This is a genomic window from Streptomyces longisporoflavus (genome assembly GCF_014649775.1).
Lineage (GTDB): Bacteria > Actinomycetota > Actinomycetes > Streptomycetales > Streptomycetaceae > Streptomyces > Streptomyces longisporoflavus.
Genome location: NZ_BMTR01000031.1, coordinates 1 through 23,719, shown reverse-complemented (window position 1 = coordinate 23,719; position 23,719 = coordinate 1). Strand labels below are relative to the sequence as shown.

Annotated in this window: 16 protein-coding genes; 13 read left to right on the top strand and 3 right to left on the bottom strand. The window is 69.1% G+C overall.

Annotated elements, in window-relative coordinates; translation table 11 throughout:
- Nucleotides 1-3 precede the first annotated feature (3 nt).
- The 11 genes from nuoE (at nt 4) to recQ (ending at nt 15,150) form a co-directional block, all read left to right on the top strand.
- Nucleotides 4-810 (top strand): NADH-quinone oxidoreductase subunit NuoE, encoded by an 807-nt coding sequence (nuoE, locus tag IE226_RS37360; protein ID WP_190085990.1) that lies wholly within the window; start codon nt 4-6, stop codon nt 808-810.
- Entirely contained in the window at nt 810-2,171 is a 1,362-nt protein-coding gene (nuoF, locus tag IE226_RS37355) for an NADH-quinone oxidoreductase subunit NuoF (RefSeq protein ID WP_190085956.1), read from the top strand. Before nuoE ends, nuoF begins: the two co-directional genes overlap by 1 nt.
- Nucleotides 2,168-4,681: an NADH-quinone oxidoreductase subunit G gene (locus IE226_RS37350; RefSeq protein ID WP_190085955.1), complete on the top strand. Its 2,514-nt coding sequence runs from the start codon at nt 2,168-2,170 to the stop codon at nt 4,679-4,681. The genes nuoF and IE226_RS37350 overlap by 4 nt, the downstream gene beginning before the upstream one ends.
- The gene (gene nuoH, locus IE226_RS37345) at nt 4,681-6,063 is read left to right on the top strand and encodes an NADH-quinone oxidoreductase subunit NuoH (RefSeq protein WP_373307097.1); all 1,383 of its coding nucleotides are present in this window, start codon (nt 4,681-4,683) and stop codon (nt 6,061-6,063) included. The genes IE226_RS37350 and nuoH overlap by 1 nt, the downstream gene beginning before the upstream one ends.
- Nucleotides 6,056-6,727 (top strand): NADH-quinone oxidoreductase subunit NuoI, encoded by a 672-nt coding sequence (gene nuoI / locus IE226_RS37340; protein WP_190085954.1) that lies wholly within the window; start codon nt 6,056-6,058, stop codon nt 6,725-6,727. Before nuoH ends, nuoI begins: the two co-directional genes overlap by 8 nt.
- The gene (locus IE226_RS37335; protein ID WP_190085953.1) at nt 6,724-7,539 is read left to right on the top strand and encodes an NADH-quinone oxidoreductase subunit J; all 816 of its coding nucleotides are present in this window, start codon (nt 6,724-6,726) and stop codon (nt 7,537-7,539) included. The genes nuoI and IE226_RS37335 overlap by 4 nt, the downstream gene beginning before the upstream one ends.
- Entirely contained in the window at nt 7,536-7,835 is a 300-nt protein-coding gene (gene nuoK, locus IE226_RS37330; protein ID WP_016640174.1) for an NADH-quinone oxidoreductase subunit NuoK, read from the top strand. Before IE226_RS37335 ends, nuoK begins: the two co-directional genes overlap by 4 nt.
- 14 nt (nt 7,836-7,849) lie before the next feature.
- Nucleotides 7,850-9,796: an NADH-quinone oxidoreductase subunit L gene (nuoL, locus tag IE226_RS37325; RefSeq protein ID WP_190085952.1), complete on the top strand. Its 1,947-nt coding sequence runs from the start codon at nt 7,850-7,852 to the stop codon at nt 9,794-9,796.
- 5 nt (nt 9,797-9,801) lie between these two features.
- Complete coding sequence (locus tag IE226_RS37320; protein WP_190085951.1) at nt 9,802-11,373, top strand: NADH-quinone oxidoreductase subunit M; 1,572 nt, start codon at nt 9,802-9,804, stop codon at nt 11,371-11,373.
- On the top strand, nt 11,370-13,034 hold the full coding sequence (gene nuoN, locus IE226_RS37315; protein ID WP_190085950.1) for an NADH-quinone oxidoreductase subunit NuoN: 1,665 nt from the start codon (nt 11,370-11,372) through the stop codon (nt 13,032-13,034). The genes IE226_RS37320 and nuoN overlap by 4 nt, the downstream gene beginning before the upstream one ends.
- 175 nt (nt 13,035-13,209) lie before the next feature.
- Nucleotides 13,210-15,150: a DNA helicase RecQ gene (recQ, locus tag IE226_RS37310; protein WP_190085949.1), complete on the top strand. Its 1,941-nt coding sequence runs from the start codon at nt 13,210-13,212 to the stop codon at nt 15,148-15,150.
- Between the two features lie 207 nt (nt 15,151-15,357).
- On the opposite strand, the gene fahA is transcribed toward recQ, so the two are convergent.
- The gene (gene fahA, locus IE226_RS37305; protein ID WP_190085948.1) at nt 15,358-16,683 is read right to left on the bottom strand and encodes a fumarylacetoacetase; all 1,326 of its coding nucleotides are present in this window, start codon (nt 16,681-16,683) and stop codon (nt 15,358-15,360) included.
- 212 nt (nt 16,684-16,895) lie between these two features.
- On the opposite strand from fahA, the gene IE226_RS37300 reads away from it, so the two are divergent.
- Both IE226_RS37300 and IE226_RS37295 read left to right on the top strand, forming a co-directional pair.
- Complete coding sequence (locus IE226_RS37300) at nt 16,896-18,137, top strand: carboxylate--amine ligase (protein ID WP_190085988.1); 1,242 nt, start codon at nt 16,896-16,898, stop codon at nt 18,135-18,137.
- Nucleotides 18,138-18,254: 117 nt separating this feature from the next.
- Nucleotides 18,255-19,457, top strand: a complete 1,203-nt coding sequence (locus IE226_RS37295) for an FAD-dependent oxidoreductase (RefSeq protein ID WP_190085947.1) — start codon at nt 18,255-18,257, stop codon at nt 19,455-19,457.
- Nucleotides 19,458-19,475: 18 nt separating this feature from the next.
- On the opposite strand, the gene IE226_RS37290 is transcribed toward IE226_RS37295, so the two are convergent.
- Both IE226_RS37290 and IE226_RS37285 read right to left on the bottom strand, forming a co-directional pair.
- Nucleotides 19,476-19,991: a hypothetical protein gene (locus IE226_RS37290; RefSeq protein ID WP_190085946.1), complete on the bottom strand. Its 516-nt coding sequence runs from the start codon at nt 19,989-19,991 to the stop codon at nt 19,476-19,478.
- 34 nt (nt 19,992-20,025) lie between these two features.
- Nucleotides 20,026-23,719: DUF6531 domain-containing protein (locus IE226_RS37285; RefSeq protein ID WP_190085945.1), on the bottom strand; the 3,694-nt coding region annotated here is incomplete at its 5' end.

Here is a 23,719-nt window from a genome sequence, read left to right as displayed (position 1 = left end):
GGCATGCCCCAACTCCCCGCCCCCGACTATCCGGCCGACGTACGGGCCAGGCTCGACGCGGACGCCAAGGAGGTCATCGCCCGCTACCCGGACTCCCGGTCCGCGCTGCTCCCGCTGCTGCACCTGGTGCAGTCCGAGGAGGGCCACGTCACGCGCACGGGCATGGCCTTCTGCGCGGAGGTGCTCGGCCTGACCACCGCCGAGGTCACCGCGGTCGCGACCTTCTACACGATGTACCGGCGCAAGCCCTCCGGCGACTACCAGGTCGGCGTCTGCACGAACACCCTGTGCGCCGTCATGGGCGGCGACGCGATCTTCGAGTCGCTCCAGGAGCACCTGGGAGTCGGCAACGAAGGGACCACGGAGGACGGCAAGGTCACGCTGGAGCACATCGAGTGCAACGCGGCCTGTGACTTCGCTCCCGTCGTGATGGTCAACTGGGAGTTCTTCGACAACCAGACCCCCGAGACCGCCAAGCGGCTCGTCGACGACCTGCGCGCGGGCGTGCAGGTCGAACCGACCCGCGGCGCCCCCTTGTGCACGTACAAGGAGACGGCCCGGATTCTGGCGGGCTTCCCCGACGAGCGCGCGGGCGCCGTCGAGGCGAGCGGCGGCGCGGGCCCGGCCTCGCTGATCGGACTGCGCCTGGCCAAGGGCGATCTGCCCCAGCCGCGCGTGGTGCACCCGCGCACGGGCGGCCCGCAGGACGAGGCACCTGCCGAGCACCTCAGCTCGCACGACGCACCGCAGGAAACCTCGGCATCCGACCCGGCCCACCCGGCCGGACCGACCGCCGAGGAGGGGGAGTGATGACCTTGGCAGCCGAGATCGACAACGAGACGAGCCCCGAGAAGCTGCTCGCACCGGTCCTTTCGGCGTTCTGGGACGAGGAGAAGTCCTGGACGCTGGAGACCTACCGGCGGCACGAGGGCTACGAGGGCCTGCGCAAGGCCCTGGCCATGGCGCCGGACGACCTCATCGCGTACGTGAAGGACTCCGGCCTGCGGGGCAGGGGCGGCGCGGGATTCCCCACCGGAATGAAATGGCAGTTCATTCCGCAGGGAGACGGAAAGCCGCACTATCTAGTTGTCAACGCCGACGAGTCGGAGCCGGGGACCTGCAAGGACATCCCGCTCCTCTTCGCGAACCCGCATTCCCTCATCGAGGGGATCGTGATCGCCTGCTACGCGATCCGTTCTTCGCATGCCTTCATCTACCTGCGCGGTGAAGTCGTCCCCGTGCTCAGGCGGTTGCACGAGGCCGTGCGTGAGGCGAAAGAGGCGGGATTCCTGGGCGAGAACATCCTGGGCAGCGGACTCGACCTCGAACTCACCGTGCACGCGGGTGCGGGCGCGTACATCTGTGGTGAGGAGACCGCGCTGCTCGACTCGCTCGAAGGCCGCCGTGGCCAGCCGCGACTGCGTCCCCCTTTCCCGGCCGTCGCGGGCCTCTACGCATGCCCCACTGTCGTCAACAACGTCGAGTCCATCGCGTCGGTTCCCGCGATCCTGAATCGCGGAAAAGAGTGGTTCAAGTCGATGGGAAGCGAGAAGTCCCCCGGCTTCACGCTCTATTCGCTGAGCGGCCACGTCACCAGCCCCGGCCAGTACGAGGCCCCGCTCGGCATCACGCTGCGCCAGCTGCTCGACATGAGCGGCGGGATGCGGGCCGGCCACCGGCTGAAGTTCTGGACGCCGGGCGGCTCCTCGACGCCGATGTTCACCGACGAGCACCTCGACGTCCCGCTGGACTACGAGGGAGTGGGCGCCGCCGGGTCGATGCTCGGCACGAAGGCGCTGCAGTGCTTCGACGAGACGACCTGCGTCGTGCGGGCCGTCACGCGCTGGACCGAGTTCTACGCCCACGAGTCCTGCGGCAAGTGCACGCCCTGCCGCGAAGGGACGTACTGGCTGGTGCAGTTGCTCCGGGACATCGAGGCGGGCAAGGGCGTCATGTCCGACCTGGACAAGCTCAACGACATCGCCGACAACATCAACGGCAAGTCGTTCTGCGCCCTCGGTGACGGCGCCGCGTCGCCGATCTTCTCCTCGCTCAAGTACTTCCGCGAGGAGTACGAGCAGCACATCACCGGCAAGGGCTGCCCCTTCGACCCGGCCAAGTCGACTCTCTGGGCCGACCGGCCCGCCGCACATTCGGAGGTGAACGCATGACAGTGACCACAAACAGCGCTCCCTCCGGTGGAGGCGAGGCGGCGGTTCCGCCGGAAGACCTCGTGTCGCTGACGATCGACGGCATCGAGATCAGCGTCCCCAAGGGAACGCTGGTCATCCGGGCCGCCGAGCTCCTCGGCATCGAGATCCCGCGCTTCTGCGACCACCCGCTGCTCGACCCGGCGGGCGCCTGCCGCCAGTGCATCGTCGAGGTGGAGGGCCAGCGCAAGCCGATGGCCTCCTGCACCATCACCTGCACCGACGGCATGGTCGTGAAGTCGCAGCTGTCCTCGCCGGTCGCCGAGAAGGCCCAGCGCGGAGTGATGGAGCTGCTCCTCATCAACCACCCGCTGGACTGCCCGGTCTGCGACAAGGGCGGCGAGTGCCCCCTGCAGAACCAGGCGATGCAGGTCGGCGACCCGGACAGCCGCTTCGAGGGCAAGAAGCGGACGTACGAGAAGCCGGTGCCGATCTCCACGCAGGTCCTTCTCGACCGCGAGCGGTGCGTGCTCTGCGCGCGCTGCACCCGGTTCTCGAACCAGATCGCGGGCGACCCGATGATCGAGCTGATCGAGCGCGGCGCGCTCCAGCAGGTCGGCACGGGCGAGGGCGACCCCTTCGAGTCGTACTTCTCCGGCAACACCATCCAGATCTGTCCGGTCGGCGCGCTGACCTCGGCGGCGTATCGCTTCCGCTCGCGGCCCTTCGACCTGGTGTCGTCGCCCTCGGTGTGCGAGCACTGCGCGGGCGGCTGCGCGACCCGTACCGACCACCGGCGCGGCAAGGTCATGCGGCGCCTGGCGGCGGACGACCCCGAGGTCAACGAGGAGTGGCTCTGCGACAAGGGGCGCTTCGGCTTCCGTTACGCGCAGAAGCCGGACCGCCTCACCACGCCGCTGGTGCGCAACGCGGAGACGGGTGAGCTGGAGACGGCCAGTTGGCCCGAGGCCCTGGAAGCCGCGGCCACCGGGCTCGCCGCCGCGCGCGGCCGTGCTGGTGTGCTGACCGGCGGGCGCCTCACCGTGGAGGACGCCTACGCGTACAGCAAGTACGCGCGCGTGGCGCTCGACACGAACGACATCGACTTCCGCGCGCGCGTGCACAGCAGCGAGGAGGCCGACTTCCTCGCCGCCCGGGTCGCGGGCCGTGGCCGGGATCTCGACGGCGCCGGAGTCACGTACGCGGAACTGGAGAAGGCACCCGCGGTGCTGCTCGTCGGCTTCGAGGCCGAGGAGGAGGCGCCCGGGGTCTTCCTGCGGCTTCGCAAGGCATGGCGCAAGCACGGCCAGCGGACGTTCTCCCTCGCGACGTTCGCGAGCCGGGGCCTGGAGAAGGCGGGCGGCACGCTGCTGCCCGCGGCTCCCGGCACCGAGACGGAGTGGCTTGATGCCCTGTCGGGCCGAGTCGGCCTGGAGGGCGAAGGCGCCGCGGCGGCCGAGGCGCTGCTCTCCCCGGGCGCGGTGATCGTGGTCGGCGAGCGGCTCGCCGCCGTGCCCGGCGGGCTCACCGCCGCCGTACGGGCCGCGACCGCGACCGGCGCGCGCCTGGTGTGGATTCCGCGCCGGGCGGGAGAGCGCGGCGCCATCGAGGCAGGCGCGCTGCCCTCGCTGCTCCCCGGCGGGCGGCCCGCCACCGACCCGCGCGCGCGGGACGAGGTCGCGGGCGCCTGGCGCGTCGCCGAACTCCCGCACCGGTACGGCCGCGACACCGGCCAGATCATCGAGGCAGCCGCGAGCGGCGAACTGGGCGCGCTCCTGGTGGGCGGGGTGGAGGTCGCCGACCTTCCCGACCCGGCACGCGCGCGTGAAGCTCTCTCCGAGGTCGGGTTCCTGGTCTCCCTCGAGCTGCGGCCCAGTGAGGTCACCGAGCACGCCGATGTCGTGCTGCCGGTGGCCGCGGTCGCGGAGAAGCCCGGCACCTTCCTCAACTGGGAGGGCAGGGCACGGATGTTCGACGCGGCGCTGAAGCCCGACCACATGACGCGCACGCTGGCCCCGACGGACGCGCGCGTGCTGCACATGCTGGCCGACGCCGGGGACGTACACCTCGCCCTTCCCGACCTGGCGAGCGTCCGGCGCGAACTGGACCGGCTCGGCGGCTGGGACGGCACGCACGCCGCGGAGCCCCTGGAGACCGCCGCTCAGCCGCCGAGGCCCGCCTCCGGAGAGGCCGTTCTCGCCGGCCACCGACTGCTCCTGGACCGGGGCCGCCTCCAGGAGGGCGACGAAGCCCTCGCCGGCACGCGGCACGCCGCGGTCGCCCGGCTCTCGGCGGCCACCGCGGCCGAGGCGGGCGTCAAGGACGGCGACGTCCTTGCCGTCACCGGACCCGCGGGGGCCACCGAACTGCCGCTCCTGGTCACCGCGATGCCCGACCGCGTGGTGTGGCTGCCGCTGAACTCGACCGGGGGAGGCGTCACTTCCGACACCGGCGCGCGCCCCGGCGACCTCGTCCGCATCGGCCCGGCGCTCCTGCCGGAGCCCTCTGAGGCCCCGGAGGTGACGTCGTGATGCACCACATGGTGCCGCTTGCGGCGGAAGACCTGTCCATGTTCGGCCGTGACCCGTGGTGGCTCGTCGCGATCAAGGCGGTGTTCTGCTTCGCGTTCCTGATGGTGACGGTGCTCTTCTCCATCGTGTGGGAGCGCAAGGTCGTCGCCTGGATGCAGCTGCGCATCGGTCCCAACCGGCACGGCCCCTGGGGCATGCTGCAGTCCCTCGCGGACGGCATCAAGCTGATGCTCAAGGAAGACCTGATCGTCAAGCGCGCGGACAAGGTGGTGTACATCCTCGCGCCGATCGTCGCGGCCATCCCGGCCTTCATGGCGATCGCGGTGATCCCTTTCGGCCCCGCGGGCAACGAGATCTCGATCTTCGGCCAGCGCACGACGATGCAGCTCACCGACCTGCCGATCGCGATGCTCTACATCCTCGCGGTCGCCTCGGTCGGCATCTACGGCATCGTGCTCGCCGGCTGGAGCTCCGGCTCCACCTATCCGCTCCTCGGCGGCCTTCGCTCCTGCGCGCAGATGATCTCGTACGAGATCGCGATGGGTGCCGCGTTCGCCTCGGTGTTCCTCTACTCCGGGTCGATGTCGACCTCGGCGATCGTGGAGGCGCAGGCGGACCGCTGGTACGTCCTGCTGCTTCCCGTCTCGTTCCTGATCTACATCGTGACGATGATCGGTGAGACCAACCGCGCTCCGTTCGACATGCCGGAGTCCGAGGGCGACCTCGTCGGCGGCTTCAACACCGAGTACTCGTCGATCAAGTTCGCGCTGTTCATGCTCGCCGAGTACGTCAACATGGTCACCGTCTCGGCGGTCTCCGTCACCCTCTTCCTGGGCGGCTGGCGGGCCCCGTATCCGATCAGCACCTTCTGGGAGGGCGCGAACCACGGCTGGTGGCCGATGCTCTGGTTCGTGATCAAGGTCCAGCTGCTGCTGTTCTTCTTCATCTGGCTGCGCGGCACGCTGCCACGCGTCCGCTACGACCAGCTGATGAAGCTCGGCTGGAAGGTCCTGATCCCGGTCTCGGTCGTCTGGCTGATGCTCGTCGCGACGGTCAGGGCGATGCGGAACGAGGAGTACGACTTCACCTCGATCGCGCTCTACGTGGGCGGCGGAGTCATCGCGCTCCTGCTGCTGTCCGTCGTCGTCGACATCTTCCGCGACAAGCGCGAGAAGGAAGAGGCGGCGCGGTCCGAGAGCGAGGAGCCCGTCGCCTTCGACCCGATGGCGGGCGGATTCCCGGTCCCGCCGCTGCCCGGACAGAGCCTGCCGCCCGTACCGCGACGACGCCCGCGCCGCGAGCGCGAGTTGATTGTCAGTGGTGGGCCGGATACTCAAAGTGACGGAACCGGAAGTGACGGAAAGGAGGCGTCCGATGGCTGAGTCGAAGAACGAGCCCAACCAGTCGCAGCACGAGTCGAACCAATCGAAGCAGGGGTTCCAGAACCCCGTCGCGGGCTTCGGCGTGACCTTCAAGGCCATGTTCAAGAAGCGGCTGACCGAGCAGTATCCGGAGCAGGAGAAGATCACCGCTCCCCGCTTCCACGGCAGGCACCAGCTCAACCGCCATCCGGACGGCCTGGAGAAGTGCGTCGGCTGCGAACTCTGCGCCTGGGCCTGCCCAGCCGACGCGATCTATGTGGAGGGCGCGGACAACACCGAGGAGGAGCGCTACTCCCCGGGCGAGCGTTACGGCCGCGTCTACCAGATCAACTACGCCCGCTGCATCCTGTGCGGCCTGTGCATCGAGGCGTGCCCCACGCGCGCGTTGACGATGACGAACGAGTTCGAGCTGGCCGACAGCAGCCGCGAGAAGCTCATCTTCACCAAGGAGCAGCTGCTCGCGGGCCTGGAGGAAGGCATGGTCGAGTCACCGCACTCGATCTTCCCCGGCGCGGACGAGCAGGACTACTACCGCGGTCTGGTGACGGAGGCCGCGCCCGGCACGGTGCCCCAAGTGGCTCTCTCCAAGGGCGAGACGCCCCAGGAAGCCGCCTCCACCTTCGGGGACTCCGAGCCCGCGTCCGGGGAGGTGATCAACCGATGACCGAACTCGCCGCCTACACCACATCCACCGGTGAGGCCGTCCAGTTCTGGGTGCTCGGCACGGTCGCCGTGATCGGCGCCCTGTGCACGATCCTCATGAAGAAGGCCGTGCACAGCGCGCTCTGCCTCGCCGGGACCATGATCATCCTTGCGGTCTTCTACCTCGCCAACGGGGCGTACTTCCTGGGCATCGTCCAGGTCGTCGTCTATACCGGCGCGATCATGATGCTCTTCCTCTTCGTGGTCATGCTCGTCGGCGTCACCGCCGCCGACTCCCTGAAGGAGACCATCAAGGGCCAGCGCTGGCTGGCCGGGCTCTGCGGCTTCGGCTTCGCCGTCCTGCTCTTCGCGGGCATCGGGAACGCCTCGGTGAACGAGTTCGCGGGCATGGGCAAGGCGAACGCGGGCGGCAACGTGGAGGGCCTCGCCGAGAGCATCTTCACGAAGTACGTCTTCGCCTTCGAGATCACCGGCGCCCTGCTCATCACCGCCACCGTCGGCGCGATGGTGCTCACCCACCGCGAGCGCACGGAGCGCGCCAAGACGCAGCGCGAGATGTCCGAGGCCCGCGTGCGCTCCAACCACCTGCCGCCGCTGCCCGCCCCCGGTGTCTACGCCCGGCACAACGCCGTGGACATCGCGGGCCTGCTCCCCGACGGCACCCCGTCGGAGCTCACGGTCAACAAGACGCTGCGGGAGCGCGGCCAGATCCGCGACGTGTCGAACGAGGCCCTTGACGACCTGCGGGCCCTCGAACAGCGCTCCGCGGACCGTCTCGAGCGGTCGCCCAAGACCGAGGAGGCGTCGAAGTGAATCCGGTCAATTACCTGTATCTCGCGGCGCTGTTGTTCGCGATCGGCGCCACCGGCGTGCTGATCAGGCGGAACGCGATCGTGGTCTTCATGTGTATCGAGCTGATGCTCAACGCGTGCAACCTCGCCTTCGTGGCCTTCTCCAGGCTGCACGGCAATCTCGACGGCCAGATCATCGCGTTCTTCACGATGGTCGTCGCCGCGGCGGAAGTCGTGGTCGGCCTCGCGATCATCGTGTCGCTGTTCCGCTCCCGTCACTCGGCCTCGGTCGACGACGCCAGCCTGATGAAGCTGTAAGGGGTCGCTGAAAAGTGGAGAACCTGATCGCGCTGCTCGTGGCAGCGCCTCTGCTCGGAGCGGCCGTACTGCTGTGCGGCGGGCGGCGGCTGGACCGTGTCGGCCACTGGCTCGGCACGCTGCTCGCGGCCGCCTCCTTCGTCGTGGGTGCGGTGCTCTTCGCCGACATGCTGGGCAGGGGCGCCGAGGAGCGCACCCTCTCGCAGCATCTGTTCAGCTGGATCCCCGTGGAGGGTTTCCAGGCGGACGTCGCCTTCCAGCTCGACCAGCTGTCGATGACGTTCGTGCTGCTGATCACCGGTGTCGGCACACTGATCCACATCTACTCCATCGGGTACATGGAGCACGACGAGCGGCGCCGCCGCTTCTTCGGCTACCTCAACCTGTTCCTCGCGGCGATGCTCATCCTGGTCCTCGCCGACAACTACCTCCTCCTGTACGTCGGATGGGAGGGCGTCGGCCTCGCCTCGTACCTCCTGATCGGCTTCTGGCAGCACAAGCCCAGCGCGGCCACCGCCGCGAAGAAGGCTTTCCTGGTCAACAGGGTCGGCGACATGGGCCTCTCGATCGCGATCATGCTGATGTTCACCACCTTCGGGACCTTCGCCTTCGGTCCTGTCCTGGAGGCCACGGGTGAGACGTCGGAGGGCAAGCTGACGGCCATCGGCCTGATGCTGCTGCTCGCGGCGTGCGGCAAGTCGGCCCAGGTGCCGCTGCAGTCCTGGCTCGGCGACGCGATGGAGGGCCCGACCCCGGTCTCGGCCCTCATCCACGCGGCGACGATGGTGACCGCCGGCGTGTACTTGATCGTCCGCTCCGGCGCGATCTTCAACGGCGCCCCGGACGCGCAACTCGTCGTCACCGTCGTGGGTGCGGTCACGCTCCTCTTCGGTGCGATCGTCGGTTGCGCCAAGGACGACATCAAGAAGGCCCTCGCCGGCTCGACGATGTCCCAGATCGGCTACATGATCCTGGCCGCGGGCCTCGGCCCCATCGGTTACGTCTTCGCGATCATGCACCTCGTGACGCACGGCTTCTTCAAGGCCGGGCTCTTCCTCGGGGCCGGTTCGGTCATGCACGGCATGAACGACGAGGTCGACATGCGGAAGTACGGCGGCCTCAGGAAGTACATGCCGGTCACCTTCGTGACCTTCGGCCTCGGCTACCTGGCGATCATCGGCTTCCCCGGCCTGTCCGGCTTCTTCTCCAAGGACAAGATCATCGAGGCGGCGTTCGCCAAGGGCGGCGCGGAGGGCTGGATCCTCGGCTCGGTCGCGCTGCTCGGCGCCGCGATCACCGCGTTCTACATGACGCGGGTGATGATCATGACCTTCTTCGGCGAGGAGCGCTGGCGCCACCGCGCGACGGCCTCCCCGGACCAGCCGAGCGCCGAGCCCGCCGCCGAGACACACGGCGAGCACGACGAGCCGCACCCGCACGAGTCGCCCAGGTCCATGACGATCCCGATGATCGTGCTCGCCTTCGGGTCGGTCTTCGCGGGCGGCTTCTTCAGCATCGGCGACCGCTTCATGCACTGGCTGGAGCCGGTCACCCGGCACGACCACGGTCACTCGCCGCTGAGCGCCGCCACGGTCACGGGCGCCACCATGGTGGTCTTGATCATCGGTGTGGCCCTCGCCTACGTCCAGTACGGGCGCCGTCCCGTCCCGGTCACCGCCCCGCGCGGTTCGCTGCTCACCCGGGCGGCCCGGCGCGATCTCCTCCAGGACGACTTCAACCACGTCGTCCTGGTGCGCGGCGGAGAGCACCTCACCCGCTCCCTGGTCTACGTCGACCACACCCTGGTAGACGGAGTCGTCAACGGCACGGCGGCCTCGGTCGGCGGCCTCTCCGGACGGCTGCGCAAGATGCAGAACGGCTATGCCCGCTCCTACGCGGTCTCGATGTTCGGCGGCGTTGCGGTACTCATCGCCGCGACCCTGCTGATGAGGGCGGTCTGATACCGATGTCCTTTCCCCTCCTGACAGCGACGGCGGTCCTGCCCGCGGTCGGCGCGATCGCCACGGCAGCCGTACCGGCCGCCCGGCGCACCGCCGCCAAGTGGCTCGCGCTGCTCGTCTCGCTCGCCACGCTCGCGCTCGCCGTGACCGTGCTCGTGCGGTTCGACCCCGACGGGGCCCGCTATCAACTGACCGAGTCGCGTTCCTGGATCGCGGAATTCGGGGTGCGGTACGAACTGGGTGTGGACGGCATCGGTGTCGCCCTCATCGCGCTCACCGCGCTCCTGATCCCCTTCATCGTCCTCGCGGGGTGGCACGACGCCGATCCCCTGGAGACCAAGTCTTCGCGCTGGCGGCCGACCCAGGGCTTCTTCGCCCTGATCCTGGCCGTCGAGGCGATGGTGATCATCTCCTTCGCGGCCACGGACGTCTTCCTCTTCTACATCTTCTTCGAAGCCATGCTCATCCCGATGTACTTCCTCATCGGCGGCTTTGGGGACCGTGCCCACTCGGGTACCGACGAGAACGCCTCGGCGCAGCGCTCGTACGCGGCCGTGAAGTTCCTGCTCTACAACCTCGTCGGCGGCCTCATCATGCTGGCCGCGGTCATCGGGCTCTACGTAGTGGCCGGGAACTTCTCGCTCCAGGAGATCACCGAGGCGCGGGCCAACGGCACGCTGGAGATGGCGACGAGCACCGAGCGGTGGCTGTTCCTCGGCTTCTTCTTCGCCTTCGCGGTGAAGGCGCCGCTGTGGCCGCTGCACACCTGGCTGCCGAACGCGATGGGCGAGTCCACGGCCCCGGTCGCCGTGCTGATCACGGCGGTCGTCGACAAGGTCGGCACCTTCGCGATGCTGCGGTTCTGCCTCGGGCTCTTCCCCGAGGCGAGCAAGTGGGCGACGCCGGTCATCCTCGTGCTCGCGCTGATCAGCATCGTCTACGGCGCACTGCTCGCGGTCGGCCAGCGCGACATCAAGCGCCTGGTGGCGTACGCGTCGATCTCGCACTTCGGGTTCATCATCCTCGGCATCTTCGCGATGACCTCGCAGGGCCAGTCCGGCGCGACGCTGTACATGGTCAATCACGGGCTCTCGACGGCCGCCCTGATGCTGGTGGCCGGCTTCCTGATCTCGCGTCGCGGTTCGCGGCTCATCGCGGACTACGGAGGGGTGCAGAAGGTCGCACCGGTACTCGCCGGCACCTTCCTGATCGGCGGCCTCGCGACGCTCTCGCTGCCGGGACTCGCGCCCTTCGTGAGTGAATTCCTGGTCCTCGTGGGCGCGTTCGCGCGCTACCCGGTGGTCGGGATCATCGCCACCATCGGCATCGTGCTCGCCGCGCTCTACACCCTCGTCCTCTACCAGCGGACGATGACGGGCCCGGTCAAGCCAGAGGTCTCGGCCATGCCGGACCTGCGGGCTCGTGAACTCCTGGTCGTCGCGCCGCTGATCGCGCTCCTGATCGGCCTCGGTGTCTACCCGAAGCCGCTCACCGATCTTGTGAACCCGGCGGTCAAGCACACCATGTCCGACGTACAGCAGAAGGACCCGAAGCCCGACGTGGAGGCGGCCAAGTGAGCGCATCAGCCGTCCACAGCCTGTGGACAATGGCGTCGGCCGCGGCGCCCGGGGACGCGATCGACAAGATCGACACTCCCACCATCGAGTACGCGCAGCTGTCGCCGACGTTGATCGTCATCGGCGCCGCGGTCCTCGGAATCCTCATCGAAGCCTTCGTGCCGCGCAAAACGCGCTACTACGCGCAGGTGTTCGTGGCCGTCGTCGCCCTCACCGCGGCCTTCGCCGCGGTCGTCGGCCTCGCCGCCAACGGGTACGGCACGACGAAGGCGCACATCGCGGCCATGGGCGCCATCGCGGTCGACGGACCGGCGCTCTTCCTCCAGGGCACGATCCTCCTCGCGGGACTCGTCGCGATCTTCACCTTCGCCGAGCGGCGGCTCGACCCGGTGGCGCACGGCAACCGCGTCGACTCGTTCGCCGCGCAGGCCGGTTCCGTGCCGGGCAGCGAGGGCGAACAGGCCGCCACCAAGGCCGGGTTCACCACCACCGAGGTGTTCCCGCTCGCGCTCTTCGCGGTCGGCGGGATGCTCGTCTTCCCGTCGGCGAACGACCTCCTGACGCTCTTCATCGCCCTTGAGGTCTTCTCGCTGCCGCTCTACCTCCTGTGCGCGCTCGCCCGCCGCAAGCGCCTGATGTCGCAGGAAGCCGCCGTCAAGTACTTCCTGCTCGGCTCGTTCTCCTCGGCGTTCCTGCTCTTCGGCATCGCCCTGCTCTACGGCTACGCGGGCTCGGTGTCGTACGGCACCATCGCCAAGGTCATCGACGGCAGCGTCCAGGAGATCAACCCCGCGCTCGCCGACACCATGGGCAATGACGCGCTGCTCCTGATCGGTGCCGCGATGATCGTCATGGGGCTGCTCTTCAAGGTCGGCGCGGTGCCGTTCCACATGTGGACCCCGGACGTGTACGAAGGTGCGCCCACCCCGGTCACCGGCTTCATGGCCGCGGCGACGAAGGTGGCCGCCTTCGGCGCGCTGCTCCGGCTCCTCTACGTGGTCCTGCCGGGGCTGCGCTGGGACTGGCGTCCGGTGATGTGGGGCGTCGTGATCCTCACGATGCTGGCCGGCGCGATCGTCGCGATCACCCAGACCGACATCAAGCGGCTGCTCGCGTACTCCTCGATCGCCCACGCGGGCTTCATCCTCGCCGGTGTCATCGCCATGACCCCGGACGGCATCTCGTCGGTCCTCTTCTACCTCGCGGCCTACTCCTTCGTGACGATCGGCGCGTTCGCCGTGGTCACGCTGGTGCGGGACGCGGGCGGCGAGGCCACGCACCTGTCGAAGTGGGCGGGGCTCGGACGGCGCTCGCCGCTGGTCGCCGCGGTCTTCGCGGTGTTCCTGCTCGCCTTCGCCGGCATTCCGCTGACCTCCGGGTTCTCCGGAAAGTTCGCTGTCTTCAAGGCGGCGGCGGAGGGCGGCGCCGGTGCGCTTGTCGTGGTCGGTGTGCTCTCGTCCGCGATCGCCGCGTTCTTCTACATCCGCGTGATCGTGCTCATGTTCTTCAGCGAGCCGAAGGCGGACGGCCCGACCGTGGCCGTGCCCTCGCCGCTGACGATGACGGCGATCGGCGTGGGCGTCGCGGTGACGCTGGTCCTGGGCGTGGCCCCGCAGTACTTCCTGGATCTGGCGAACCAGGCGGGGGTCTTCGTCCGCTAGCCCGCCTGTTCTACTCGCCGATGCCCGGCACTCCGTCCGACGGGGTGCCGGGCATCGGCCTGTGGATAACTCCGGAGGTGTCGGTGCGGAGCCCTATCGTGGAGTCAGCGGTCGAAGCGCGACGTACGAGATGTACGCGAGGTACGGGGGCAGGGCGATGGATGGGATCAGTGGTATGAGCGAGGTGACCGTACCGAGCGCGGTGGCGGAGAGTGACGCGCTGCGGACGCTGCACCGCGTCTTCGGGTACGACGCGTTCCGGGGCGAGCAGGAAGCGATCATCGAGCACGTGGTCGCGGGCGGTGACTCCGTCGTGCTGATGCCCACCGGCGGCGGCAAGTCGCTCTGCTATCAGATCCCCGCCCTGGTCAGGCCCGGCACCGGTGTGGTCATCTCGCCCCTCATCGCACTCATGCAGGACCAGGTCGACGCGCTGCGGGCACTGGGCGTGCGGGCCGGGTTCATCAACTCCACGCAGGATTTCGACGAGCGCAGGGTGATGGAGGCCGAGTTCCTCGCCGGGGAGCTCGACGTGCTGTATCTGGCGCCGGAGCGGCTGCGCTTGGAGGGGACGCTCGATCTGCTCTCCCGCGCCAAGATCTCCGTCTTCGCGATCGACGAGGCGCACTGTGTGGCGCAGTGGGGTCACGACTTCCGCCCGGACTATCTGGCGCTGTCCCTGCTCGGCGAGCGCTGGCCCGACGTGCCGCGCATCGCCCTCACGGCGACGGCGACGCACGCCACGCACCGGGAGATCACCCAGCGGCTCGGCATGCCGGACGCCAAGCACTTCGTGGCGAGCTTCGACCGGCCCAACATCCAGTACCGCATCGTGCCGAAGGTCGAGCCGAAGAAGCAGCTCCTGGCCTTCCTCAAGGAGGAGCACGCGGGCGACGCGGGCATCGTGTACTGCCTCTCGCGCAATTCGGTCGAGAAGACCGCCGAGTTCCTGTGCAAGAACGGCATCGAGGCGGTTCCGTACCACGCGGGCCTGGACGGCGGGACGCGCGCGAGGCACCAGTCACGCTTCCTCCGGGAGGAGGGCCTGGTCGTCTGCGCGACGATCGCCTTCGGCATGGGCATCGACAAGCCGGACGTCCGGTTCGTCGCCCACCTCGACCTGCCGAAGTCGGTCGAGGGGTACTACCAGGAGACGGGTCGCGCGGGACGTGACGGACTGCCCTCCACGGCCTGGATGGCGTACGGCCTCCAGGACGTGGTCCAGCAGCGGAAGATGATCCAGGGCAGCGAGGGCGACGAGGCGTTCCGCCGCCGGGCGGCCTCGCATCTGGACTCGATGCTGGCGCTGTGCGAGACGGCCCAGTGCCGCAGGGCCCAGCTCCTGACGTACTTCGGCCAGGACGCGGACGCCCCGTCCTGCGGCAACTGCGACACGTGCCTGACGCCCCCGGAGACCTGGGACGGCACGGTCCCGGCCCAGAAGGTCCTCTCCACGGTGGTGCGGCTCCAGCGTGAGCGGGGGCAGAAGTTCGGTGCGGGCCAGATCATCGACATCCTGCTCGGCAAGAAGACCGCCAAGATCATCCAGTTCGACCACGACCAGCTCTCGGTCTTCGGGATCGGTGAGGATCTCGCGGAGGCCGAATGGCGCGGGGTGATACGGCAGTTGCTGGCGCAGGGCCTGCTCGCGGTCGAGGGGGAGTACGGCACGCTGGTCCTGACCGAGCAGAGCGTTGCGGTGCTCGGCCGGGAGCGGGAGGTGCGGTTGCGCAAGGAGCCGAAGCGGCCCGCCGCGGCGAAGGCCGCGAAGGGGGAGCGCAAGGCGAAGTCCGCGGCTGCCGTCGCCGAGCTGCCCGAGGAAGCGGTGCCGGTGTTCGAGGCGCTGCGGGCGTGGCGCGGCGCACAGGCCAAGGAGCTCGGCCTCCCGGCGTACGTGATCTTCCACGACGCCACACTCCGAGAAATCGCCACCCTGCGCCCGTCCTCCCTCGCGGAACTGGGCGGCATCAGCGGCCTCGGCGAAAAGAAGCTGGCGACGTACGGGGAGGGCGTACTGAAGGTCCTGACGGAACTGGGACCCGGCGCCCCCGCACAGCCCTCGCAGCCTGCGGATCCCCCGGAGGAGGACTGGCCGGAACCGCCGGAAGACTTCTGAGCGGCCCCGAGTAAGAGACGCCCCGCAGGGGCGCGGGGAACTGCGCGCTCAGCCACGACGGAGCGGCAGCCGGGTTAGGCAGGGGGCTGCCCCTGGGGCGCAGCCCCCTAGGGGCGCGGGGAACTGCGCGACCAGCCACGATGGCGCGACAGCCGGGCAACGGCGGCGGCGGGGGGCCGGGGGTGGCCGCACCCCCGGCCCACGACCTCAACGGCCCGAGGCGCCCCCGCCAGCCAAGGCGCCGCCGCCAGCCGAAACCACCCGGCCAGTGACCTCTCCAAGCCCCACCCGGGTGCCATCCGGCCCCGGGGCCCACGCCGAGAGGGTCACCTCGTCCCCGTCCTCGAGGAACGTCCGCTTCCCGTCCGGGAGGACAAGAGCGTCGCGGCCGTTCCAGGTCATCTCGATCAGGGAGCCGTACTGCCCCTTCTCGGGACCGCTCACCGTGCCCGAGCCGTACAGATCCCCGGTGCGCAGGGACGCGCCGTTCGCCGTCATGTGGGCGAGCTGCTGGGCGGCCGTCCAGTACACGGTGGAGAAGGGCGGCTCGGAGATGACCTGGCCGTTCAGCGTCACGGTGATGCGCAGGTCGTAGCCGCCCGGCTCGTCGGCGACCGACTCCGCCGAGTCGTCCAGGTAGGGGAGGAGTTCATGCGTGCGCGCGGGCGGGGCGACCCGCGCCGCGTCCAGGGCTTCGAGGGGGGTGATCCAGGCCGAGACCGAGGTGCAGAAGGACTTTCCGAGGAACGGTCCGAGCGGGACGTACTCCCAGGCCTGGATGTCGCGCGCCGACCAGTCGTTGAGGAGGGTCAGGCCGAAGACGTGCTCCCGGAAGTCCGCGAGCGGCACCGGCGTGCCCAGCTCGGAGGGCGCGCCCACGACGAAGCCGACCTCCGCCTCGATGTCCAGGCGGACGGAGGGCCCGAAGACCGGCGCCGTGTCCGCGGGGGCCTTGCGCTGGCCCGTAGGACGCACCACCTCGGTGCCGGAGACCACGACGGTGCCCGAGCGGCCGTGGTAACCGATGGGCAGGTGCTTCCAGTTGGGGGTCAGCGGAGTCGGCGAATCCGGTCGGAAGATCTGCCCCAGATGGGTCGCGTGGTGCTCGGAGGCGTAGAAGTCCACGTAGTCCGCGACCTCGAAGGGGAGGTGCAGCGTCACGTCGGACAGGGAGTGGAGCAGGGGGCGTACGACCTCGCGGTGCGCCGGGATCGTCACCCACGCGGTGAGCGCGCGGCGCACGTCGGACCACGCCGTGCGGCCCGCGGCGAGCAGCGGGTTGAGCGTGGGGCCCGCGAGCAGCGAGACGTAGGGCGAGCCGAGTGCGGCGGCAGCGGCGCCCGCGTCCAGGACGTGATCACCGAGCCGTACGCCGACGCGGCGCTCCCCGGTCGCGCCTCCGATGAGGGAGAACACGCCGTACGGGAGGTTGTGCGGACCGAAGGGGTCGCCCTCCGCGAGAGTGAAGGGGTCACTCGCGGAGCGGACGGAAGGGTCGCTTCCGGCCGGGTCGAGCGGGGTGTGCTCGGACATGCGTACCTGCCTCGCTTTCCATATGGGTGTGCCACACGTTACGTGGGAACCCTGGCCGGGGGCAGTGTCTAAAGAGTTCGCAATGTCCGGATAAACCTTGCTGGAATGGTCAATTCCGGCTTAGCGTCCTTTGGGGGCGCGGACGGGGTGGGGTGGGTCCGGGTCATACGGCGGGACACGTGGGGGGACCCGTGGCCATGACGAACGACAGCATGCCCTTCGCGGTGGACCGTGAGGTGCCCGGTCTGATCGTGAAGTTCGGCAACTACCCGCTGCACCACGGCGGTGTGGGTGCGATCCGCAGCCTCGGACGGCTCGGCGTGCCCATGTATGCGATCACGGAGGACCGTTACACGCCCGCCGCGGCCTCGCGCCATCTCACCCGCGCCTTCCCCTGGCCGACCACCGGGGCGGAGGAGCCGGAGCGGCTCGTCGAGGGGATGCTGCGCCTCGCGCGCCGGATCGGCAGACCCACGGTCCTGCTCCCCACCGACGAGGAAGCGGCCGTCCTCATCGCCGAGCACCAGGAGCCGCTGAGCACGGCCGGGTTCCTCTTCCCGCGCGTGGAGCCGAAGTTACCCCGACGCCTCGCCAGCAAGCAGGGCCTGCACGAGCTGTGCACGGAGCACGGCCTCGCCTCGCCGGCGGCGTTCTTCCCCGAGAGCTACGGGGACATCGAGGAGTTCGCCGCGACGGCCCTCTTCCCCGTGGTCGCCAAGAACCGCGAGGCGTTCACGCGCCGCTCCCGGCCCGCGGTGAACGGGACGACGCGTATCGAGACCCCGGGGGGACTGCTCGGCCTCGCCCGTGACTGGGGGGAGCGGCCCGGAGTGATCCTCCAGGAGTATCTGCCGCGGGAGCAGGCCGAGGACTGGATCGTGCACGCCTACTTCGACGCGGACTCGACACCGCGGGCGATGTTCACCGGCGTCAAGGTGCGCTCCTGGCCGCCGCACGCGGGGATGACGGCGAATGCGTACGTCGTCGACAATCCGGAACTCGCGGACCTCGCCGCGCGTTTCATCAAGCAGATCGGCTTCACCGGCGTCATCGATCTCGACCTGCGTTATGACCGCCGCGACGGTCAGTACAAGCTGCTCGACTTCAACCCCCGCATGGGCGCACAGTTCCGGCTCTTCGAGAACGAATCCGGGATCGATGTGGTCCGCGCGATGCACCTGCACCTGACAGGGCGCCCGGTCCCCAAGGGGGAGCAGCGCGCCGGCCACCGGTATGTCGTCGAGAACATAGACCTGCCCGCCCTCCTCGCCTACCGCCGCAGCGGCTACACCACCCCGCACGCGCCCCCGCACGCCAGCGGCACGGAGCTGGCATGGCTCGCCGCGGACGACCTGAAGCCGTTCTTCACGATGCTCGCGCGCTTCGTACGGCCGGGTGCGAAGCATCTGTACCAACTCTGGCGGACCCAGAGGCGCGGCAGCACGAGGCGTTGAAGCCACGTAAGAGACGAGGCGTTGAAGCCGCGAAAGACACGGGGCGTTGAAGCGGCGATAGAACAGCACCACACGAAGTAGGCACATGCGGTAAGTGACGTCCTGGGGAGGGACTTCGTGATCCATCCAGTAGCAGTCATCGGTGCGGGGCCGTTCGGCCTTTCCACCGCGGCCCATCTGCGGTCCCGCGGCATCCCGGTGCGGGTCTTCGGCGACCCCATGGTGAGCTGGCGGGCGCACATGCCGGCCGGGATGCTCCTGAAATCGACGCCGGTGGCCTCGAACATCGACGCGCCGCAGCGCGGCCACGACCTCGCCGACTACTGCGACGCGGCGGGGATACGGCGGCTGGTCACCGACGAGGACATCATCCCGATCGAGACCTTCATCGCCTACGGGGAGTGGTTCAAGGAGAAGCTGGTGCCCGACCTGGAGCAGGTGCGGGTCGTGTCGGTCGACCGCAAGGGCACGGCGGGCTTCGACCTGAAGCTGGACTCCGGCGAGCAGTTCACGGCCCGCGCGGTCGTCGTCGCGACCGGACTCTCGGGCCTCGCGCAGCTGCCGCCCTCGCTTGCCGCGGCCGTGCCGGACGGGCCGTCCCCCTCCGGGCCCGTGTCGCACAGTTCGCAGCACAGCGATCTGTCGCGGTTCGCGGGGCGTGAGCTGATCGTGGTCGGCGCCGGGCAGTCGGCCCTGGAGACGGCCGCGCTCGCCGCCGAAGCGGGCGCGACCGTGAAGGTGGTGGCGCGCGGCAGGGGGTCGGTGGCCTTCGGAGCGCCCCCGTGGAAGCAGCCGAAGCTGCGCCCGGTCTCGCCGTTCGGCCGCGCCTGGTCGCTCTACGCCATCAGCTACTACCCCCACCCGTACCGCTATCTGCCCCCGCAGGCCCGCCACTACCTCGTCCGGCGCGTCCTCGGCCCGCTGGGCGCGTGGTGGCTGCGCGAGCGCTACGAGGGCAAGGTCGAGACGCGCGAGGTCCGCCGTGTCATCTCGGCGGACGTCCGGGACGGCATCCCGGTCCTGCGTCTGGAGACCCCGGGGGGACGCCTGCGCGAACTCTCCGCGGACCACGTCATAGCGGCGACGGGCTACCGCGTCGACATCGCGGCGATGGACTTCCTGGGTCCGGCCCTCCGCGCCCGCCTCGCCACGAGCCGAGGCACCCCGAAACTGGGCGCGGGCTACGCCTCATCGATCCCGGGCTTGTACTTCACGGGCCTCCCGGCGGCGGCGTCGTACGGCCCGGTGATGCGCTTCGTCTGCGGCACGGAGTTCGCTTCGCCCCGGTTGGCGGCGCATTTGGCGCGGGCGCACGGCTGAGGCGGGCCCCTGCCCGGGTCAGGTACGGGACGCCGCTGGGGAGGCGGGCCCGAACGACTCGACGAAGTCACGAAGGACGCGCGCCGAGAAAGGATCGGTCGCCGGGTCTTCCGGGGTGACGAGGCTGACGGTGAAGTACTCGGTCAGGAGCAGCCCCGTGCCCTCGACGGCGGCCACGGCTTCGGGGTCTGCGTCTGCGCCCCGTACTCCTGTCACCCGGTCGGCGTGCAGCGATCGCGGATGGAGTTGGTAGAAGACCGAGAAAGGGCCTTCGTCGTCGCTGTCGAGGGCGTATCCGTTCTCCTCCCAGAAATCCTCCATCTTCTGGCCCGACGAGAAGGTGACGATGCCGGAGTACTCGTCGTCCTCATCGATTTCCGGGAGATTCCAGTCCGCCGAGGACTCCGCGTCGACCGGTTCTCCGTACAGGAAAAGACCGGGCCAGTGTCGGTGCTGACGTGCGACGAACTGCTTCATCGCCGTGGTGAAACTGGTGTCGACGATGAAGTCGCTCGAATGTCCGGTGATTTCCATGAGTTCCTTGCCTTGCGGTCCGCTTCGGTTTCGATCAGGCCTTCCAGCCCGAGGTAGGTCCGTGGTATCTGATCGCGTCACGGGGGATGTTGACGTCCTTGTTGGAGAACCAGACGTGGGTGCGGGTACCCGGAAGACGGCCCGAGAACAGCTTCTTCTCGACCTCGAACTCGATCATGTACTCACTCTTCTCCCTGGTGAGGCCGAGGTAGGACTTGAAGCCGCCCGGCTTCTTGGCGACATCGGCCGGGCTCATCGGCGAAACATAGACCGCGGAGGCGTTCTTTCCCTTTGAACTCTTGGGGACCTTGAGGGTGATCCCCTCCTTGCTCCCACCGCTCATGATCTTCTGGTAGCCGCCCTTGTCCGTGTAGTGCCGGATAACGGCTTTGCAGGACGGGGCGAGACCCAGTGGGTCGATCCAGGTGAACGGGTTGGTCACATAGTTGTGGTGATTCGGGGCGGGATCGAGACCGAGCGGGTCCGGGCTGTGATAGCGCGCGGTGCTGGGGTCGTAATAGCGGTGGTGGTTGTAGTGGAGGCCGGTTTCGGCATCGTAATACTGACCGGGGAATCGGAGAGGACAGCCGATTTCCTCAGGCGCGTCCCGCAGGGGAAGCCCCCACAGCGAGGTCCGTGAGCGCCAGGCGACAGTGCCATCCTCGTCGACGAGTTCGGTCGGAGTGCCGACGAGGTCGGTGACGATGGAGTAGAACTGCTCGTCCACCCGGTCCTGCTCGTCCACCCGGTCCTGCTCGTCCACCCCGTCCTGCTCGCCCGCCAGATCCCGCGCGTCCGCCAGGTACCGTGCGTCCCGCAAGGCCCCGGAGCGGCTTCGCTGCGCGATCGGACGGTCGCCGCCCGGCTCCCAGTCCCAGGTGGTGATACGGCATCCTCGGCCATCGCCGGGAACCGTGTGGCTCTCTTCGGCCAGACGCGTGCCGTCCCAGACGAAGTCGGTGCGCTCGACCACCGTTTCGCCGCTCGCGGAGAGCAACTCCTTCGCAATGCGCCTGCCGAGCGGGTCATAGCGGTAGCGCCAGCGCCGTCCGTCCGGGGTGGTGACACCCCTCAGCCGGTCTTCCGCATCCCAGTCGAAGAGCCAGGTGCGGGACCCTCCGGACAGAAGCGCGCGCGTGTGGCGCACGACGCGCCCCTGACCGTCGTGTTCATAGCGCGCCCGGCCCGCGGTCCGCACGAGTGTGCCGGAGTACGTCCTCGGCCCCTGGACGTCCTCGGCTTCACCGCCCGGTGAAGCCGAGTGCACGAGATTGCCCAGCTTGTCGTAGGCGTATGTCTCCCGGTGATCCGCGGCGGTCACCGCGGTGACCCTGCCGTTCACGTCGAGCTGGTAGGACGAGGTCCCCGATGTGGCGTCGGTGACGGACCGGAGCAGTCCGTCGGCGCGGTAGGAGTAGCTGCGATCGACACCGGGGATCTTCGCTCCTGGAGCGCGCACCGCCTGGTTCGTCATGCGGTGGCCCGCGGTCCACCCGTGGACGAGCGCGGCGCCCGACGGGAGCTCGCGGAGGGTCTCGTTTCCGGCCGGGTCGTAGCCGAAGCGGACGGAGCGCCCGGAGCCTCGCAGTTCGACCGGCTGGTGCTCGGAGTTGTAGCTCCACTCGCTGAGGACCCCGCCGGGCGTCCGTCGGCTCACACGACGGCCCGCGGTGTCGTAGGCGTTGGTCAGCACACGTCCGTTACAGCTCTCGGACAGCACACGGCCGTGGATGTCGTACGTGAAGGTGAGCTCGGCGTCCCGGTTGGCGGCCCGGACGATCGCTCCGCCCTGGTCGTACTCGAACCGGGTGACGTTGCCCTCGGAATCGCGCTGTTCCACGACACGGTCGAGGAGGTCCCGGACGTAGCTGATGCTCTGGCCTGCGCCGTTGGTCCGCTCCACGATGTGACCGACGGCGTCGTGCCGGTAGGAAACAGTCCTGCCGTTGAAGTCGGTCTCGCGGGTGACGGCGCCCGTCGCGTCGTACTCGTAGGTCCAGGTCTGCCCTTCGGCGTTCGTCACGGCCACCGGCCTGAGCTCGGTGTCGTAGGTGAACTCGATCCGTGCGCCGTCCTGTGTCGTCCGGGCACGACTTCGGTCGAAGGGGGCTATGTCGAACCGCGTGACGGCGTCCTGCGCATCGGTGTGCGCCAATGTGTTGCCCTCGGCGTCGTACACCCAGCTTTCCGCGGTGCCGTCGGGGAACTCACGGCGGGCCGGGAGCCCTTCGATGGTCCACGTGGCCTTGGTGATCGCCGAATCCGGCTCGTGGACCCGGCTGATGCGGCCGAACGCGTCGTGCTCGAATCGGGTGATCGCGCCGAGCGGTGTACTGACGGCCGTGGCGAGGCCGGCCGGGGAGCTTTCGACCCGGCTCACCTCACCGAGAGGGTCGGTGACGGACGCGACGGCGCCGGTGGTGTCGTACGTGTACGTGGTGGTGGCGCCGGCCGGGTCGGTGACCGAGACGACGTTCCCGTGAGAGTCGTGCCCGTACCGCCAGTGGGCGCCGTCCTGCTCGGTCGCTGTGATCAGCGCCCCGGAACTGTCGTACTCGTACCGGGCGCCACTGCCGTCCGGGTGGACGACTTCCTCGATGTTGCCGCCCTCGTCGTAGGCGTATGTCGTGGTGCGGCCGAGGGCATCGGTCAAGGACTCGAGGTTGTCGTAGCGGTCCCAGGTGCGGGTGGTGGTGTTGCCCAAGGGATCTGTCTCGACGATGAGTTGGAAAGCGTCGTTGAACTCGTACGTCGTGGTGTGCCCGAGGGAGTTGGTCGCAAGGGACCTGCGGCCGTCGGCCTCGTACGTGTAGGCGTAGTCGAGGATGCCGTCGGTGCCGGTGGTGCGGACGCAACGGTCTTCGGTGTCGTACTCGTAGCGGTACCACGTGCCGTTGCGGTCCTCCCAGCCCGTGATCCGGCGCCTGTCGTCGTAGCTCAGCTTCAAGGGCAGGCCCGAGGAGTTGTAGATCTCGGTCAGGTTGCCGACGGCGTCGTAGCCGTAGCGCAGGAGGACTGGGCGTTCGGGGGCGTTGAGCAGGGTGAGCGCCGTGATCCTGCCGTCATCCGTGGTCAGTCCGATGCGGTAGCCGCCGGTATGGATCAGCTCTCGCGGGGCCCCGTCCGCTCCGTACTCCAGTTGGAGCGCGTTTCCGTTGCGGTCGGTGACGGACGCGAGGGGGAGTTCGGCGACGGGTCGGTCGGGGAGGGACCGGAACCGGAGAGTGAGGCCGGACTCGGGCTGGTGCACGGACATGGTGCTGCCCGGGACGCCGTCCCACTCCAGAGGCCAGCGCGGCCCCTCCACCGGGAGTACGGGGGCGTCCGGGGCCGGCACGGGGTAGTGAAGGACCATGCCGTCGGCGGTCGTGAAACGGGCTCCGCCCTGATCGAGAATGAGGCGTTGGTCCAGCGTCGAGCCCCAACTGGGCCCGAACCAGCGCCCGGACCGCAGCCCGGTGCGGTGATGACGCTCCAACTCCAGAGGGAGAACTCCGGGCAGGTCCACGTCGGTCTCGGACATCACCATGTTGCCGGTGGCCATGTCGATCGGATCGCCGCAGGTGAACAGCTTCTTCATGGGGCGCGCCATCGCGCGCGCCCCCTTCCCCAGCCCCTTCGCTCCAAGAGCCAGGCCCTTCATCCCGGCCTTGAGGCCCTTCATGCCCTTGGCGAGGCCGCGGAGGCTGGTGAGGCCCTTCATGCCCGGGATGCAGTCCAGGGCCGCG

What these genes read in the sequence shown, in the direction of transcription:
- nuoE (WP_190085990.1), top strand. Translation starts at nt 4, where the DNA reads ATGCCCCAACTCCCCGCCCCCGACTATCCGGCCGACGTACGGGCCAGG.
- nuoF (WP_190085956.1), top strand. Translation starts at nt 810, where the DNA reads ATGACCTTGGCAGCCGAGATCGACAACGAGACGAGCCCCGAGAAGCTG.
- IE226_RS37350 (WP_190085955.1), top strand. Translation starts at nt 2,168, where the DNA reads ATGACAGTGACCACAAACAGCGCTCCCTCCGGTGGAGGCGAGGCGGCG.
- nuoH (WP_373307097.1), top strand. Translation starts at nt 4,681, where the DNA reads ATGCACCACATGGTGCCGCTTGCGGCGGAAGACCTGTCCATGTTCGGC.
- nuoI (WP_190085954.1), top strand. Translation starts at nt 6,056, where the DNA reads ATGGCTGAGTCGAAGAACGAGCCCAACCAGTCGCAGCACGAGTCGAAC.
- IE226_RS37335 (WP_190085953.1), top strand. Translation starts at nt 6,724, where the DNA reads ATGACCGAACTCGCCGCCTACACCACATCCACCGGTGAGGCCGTCCAG.
- IE226_RS37320 (WP_190085951.1), top strand. Translation starts at nt 9,802, where the DNA reads ATGTCCTTTCCCCTCCTGACAGCGACGGCGGTCCTGCCCGCGGTCGGC.
- recQ (WP_190085949.1), top strand. Translation starts at nt 13,210, where the DNA reads ATGAGCGAGGTGACCGTACCGAGCGCGGTGGCGGAGAGTGACGCGCTG.
- fahA (WP_190085948.1), bottom strand. Translation starts at nt 16,683, where the DNA reads ATGTCCGAGCACACCCCGCTCGACCCGGCCGGAAGCGACCCTTCCGTC.
- IE226_RS37300 (WP_190085988.1), top strand. Translation starts at nt 16,896, where the DNA reads ATGCCCTTCGCGGTGGACCGTGAGGTGCCCGGTCTGATCGTGAAGTTC.
- IE226_RS37290 (WP_190085946.1), bottom strand. Translation starts at nt 19,991, where the DNA reads ATGGAAATCACCGGACATTCGAGCGACTTCATCGTCGACACCAGTTTC.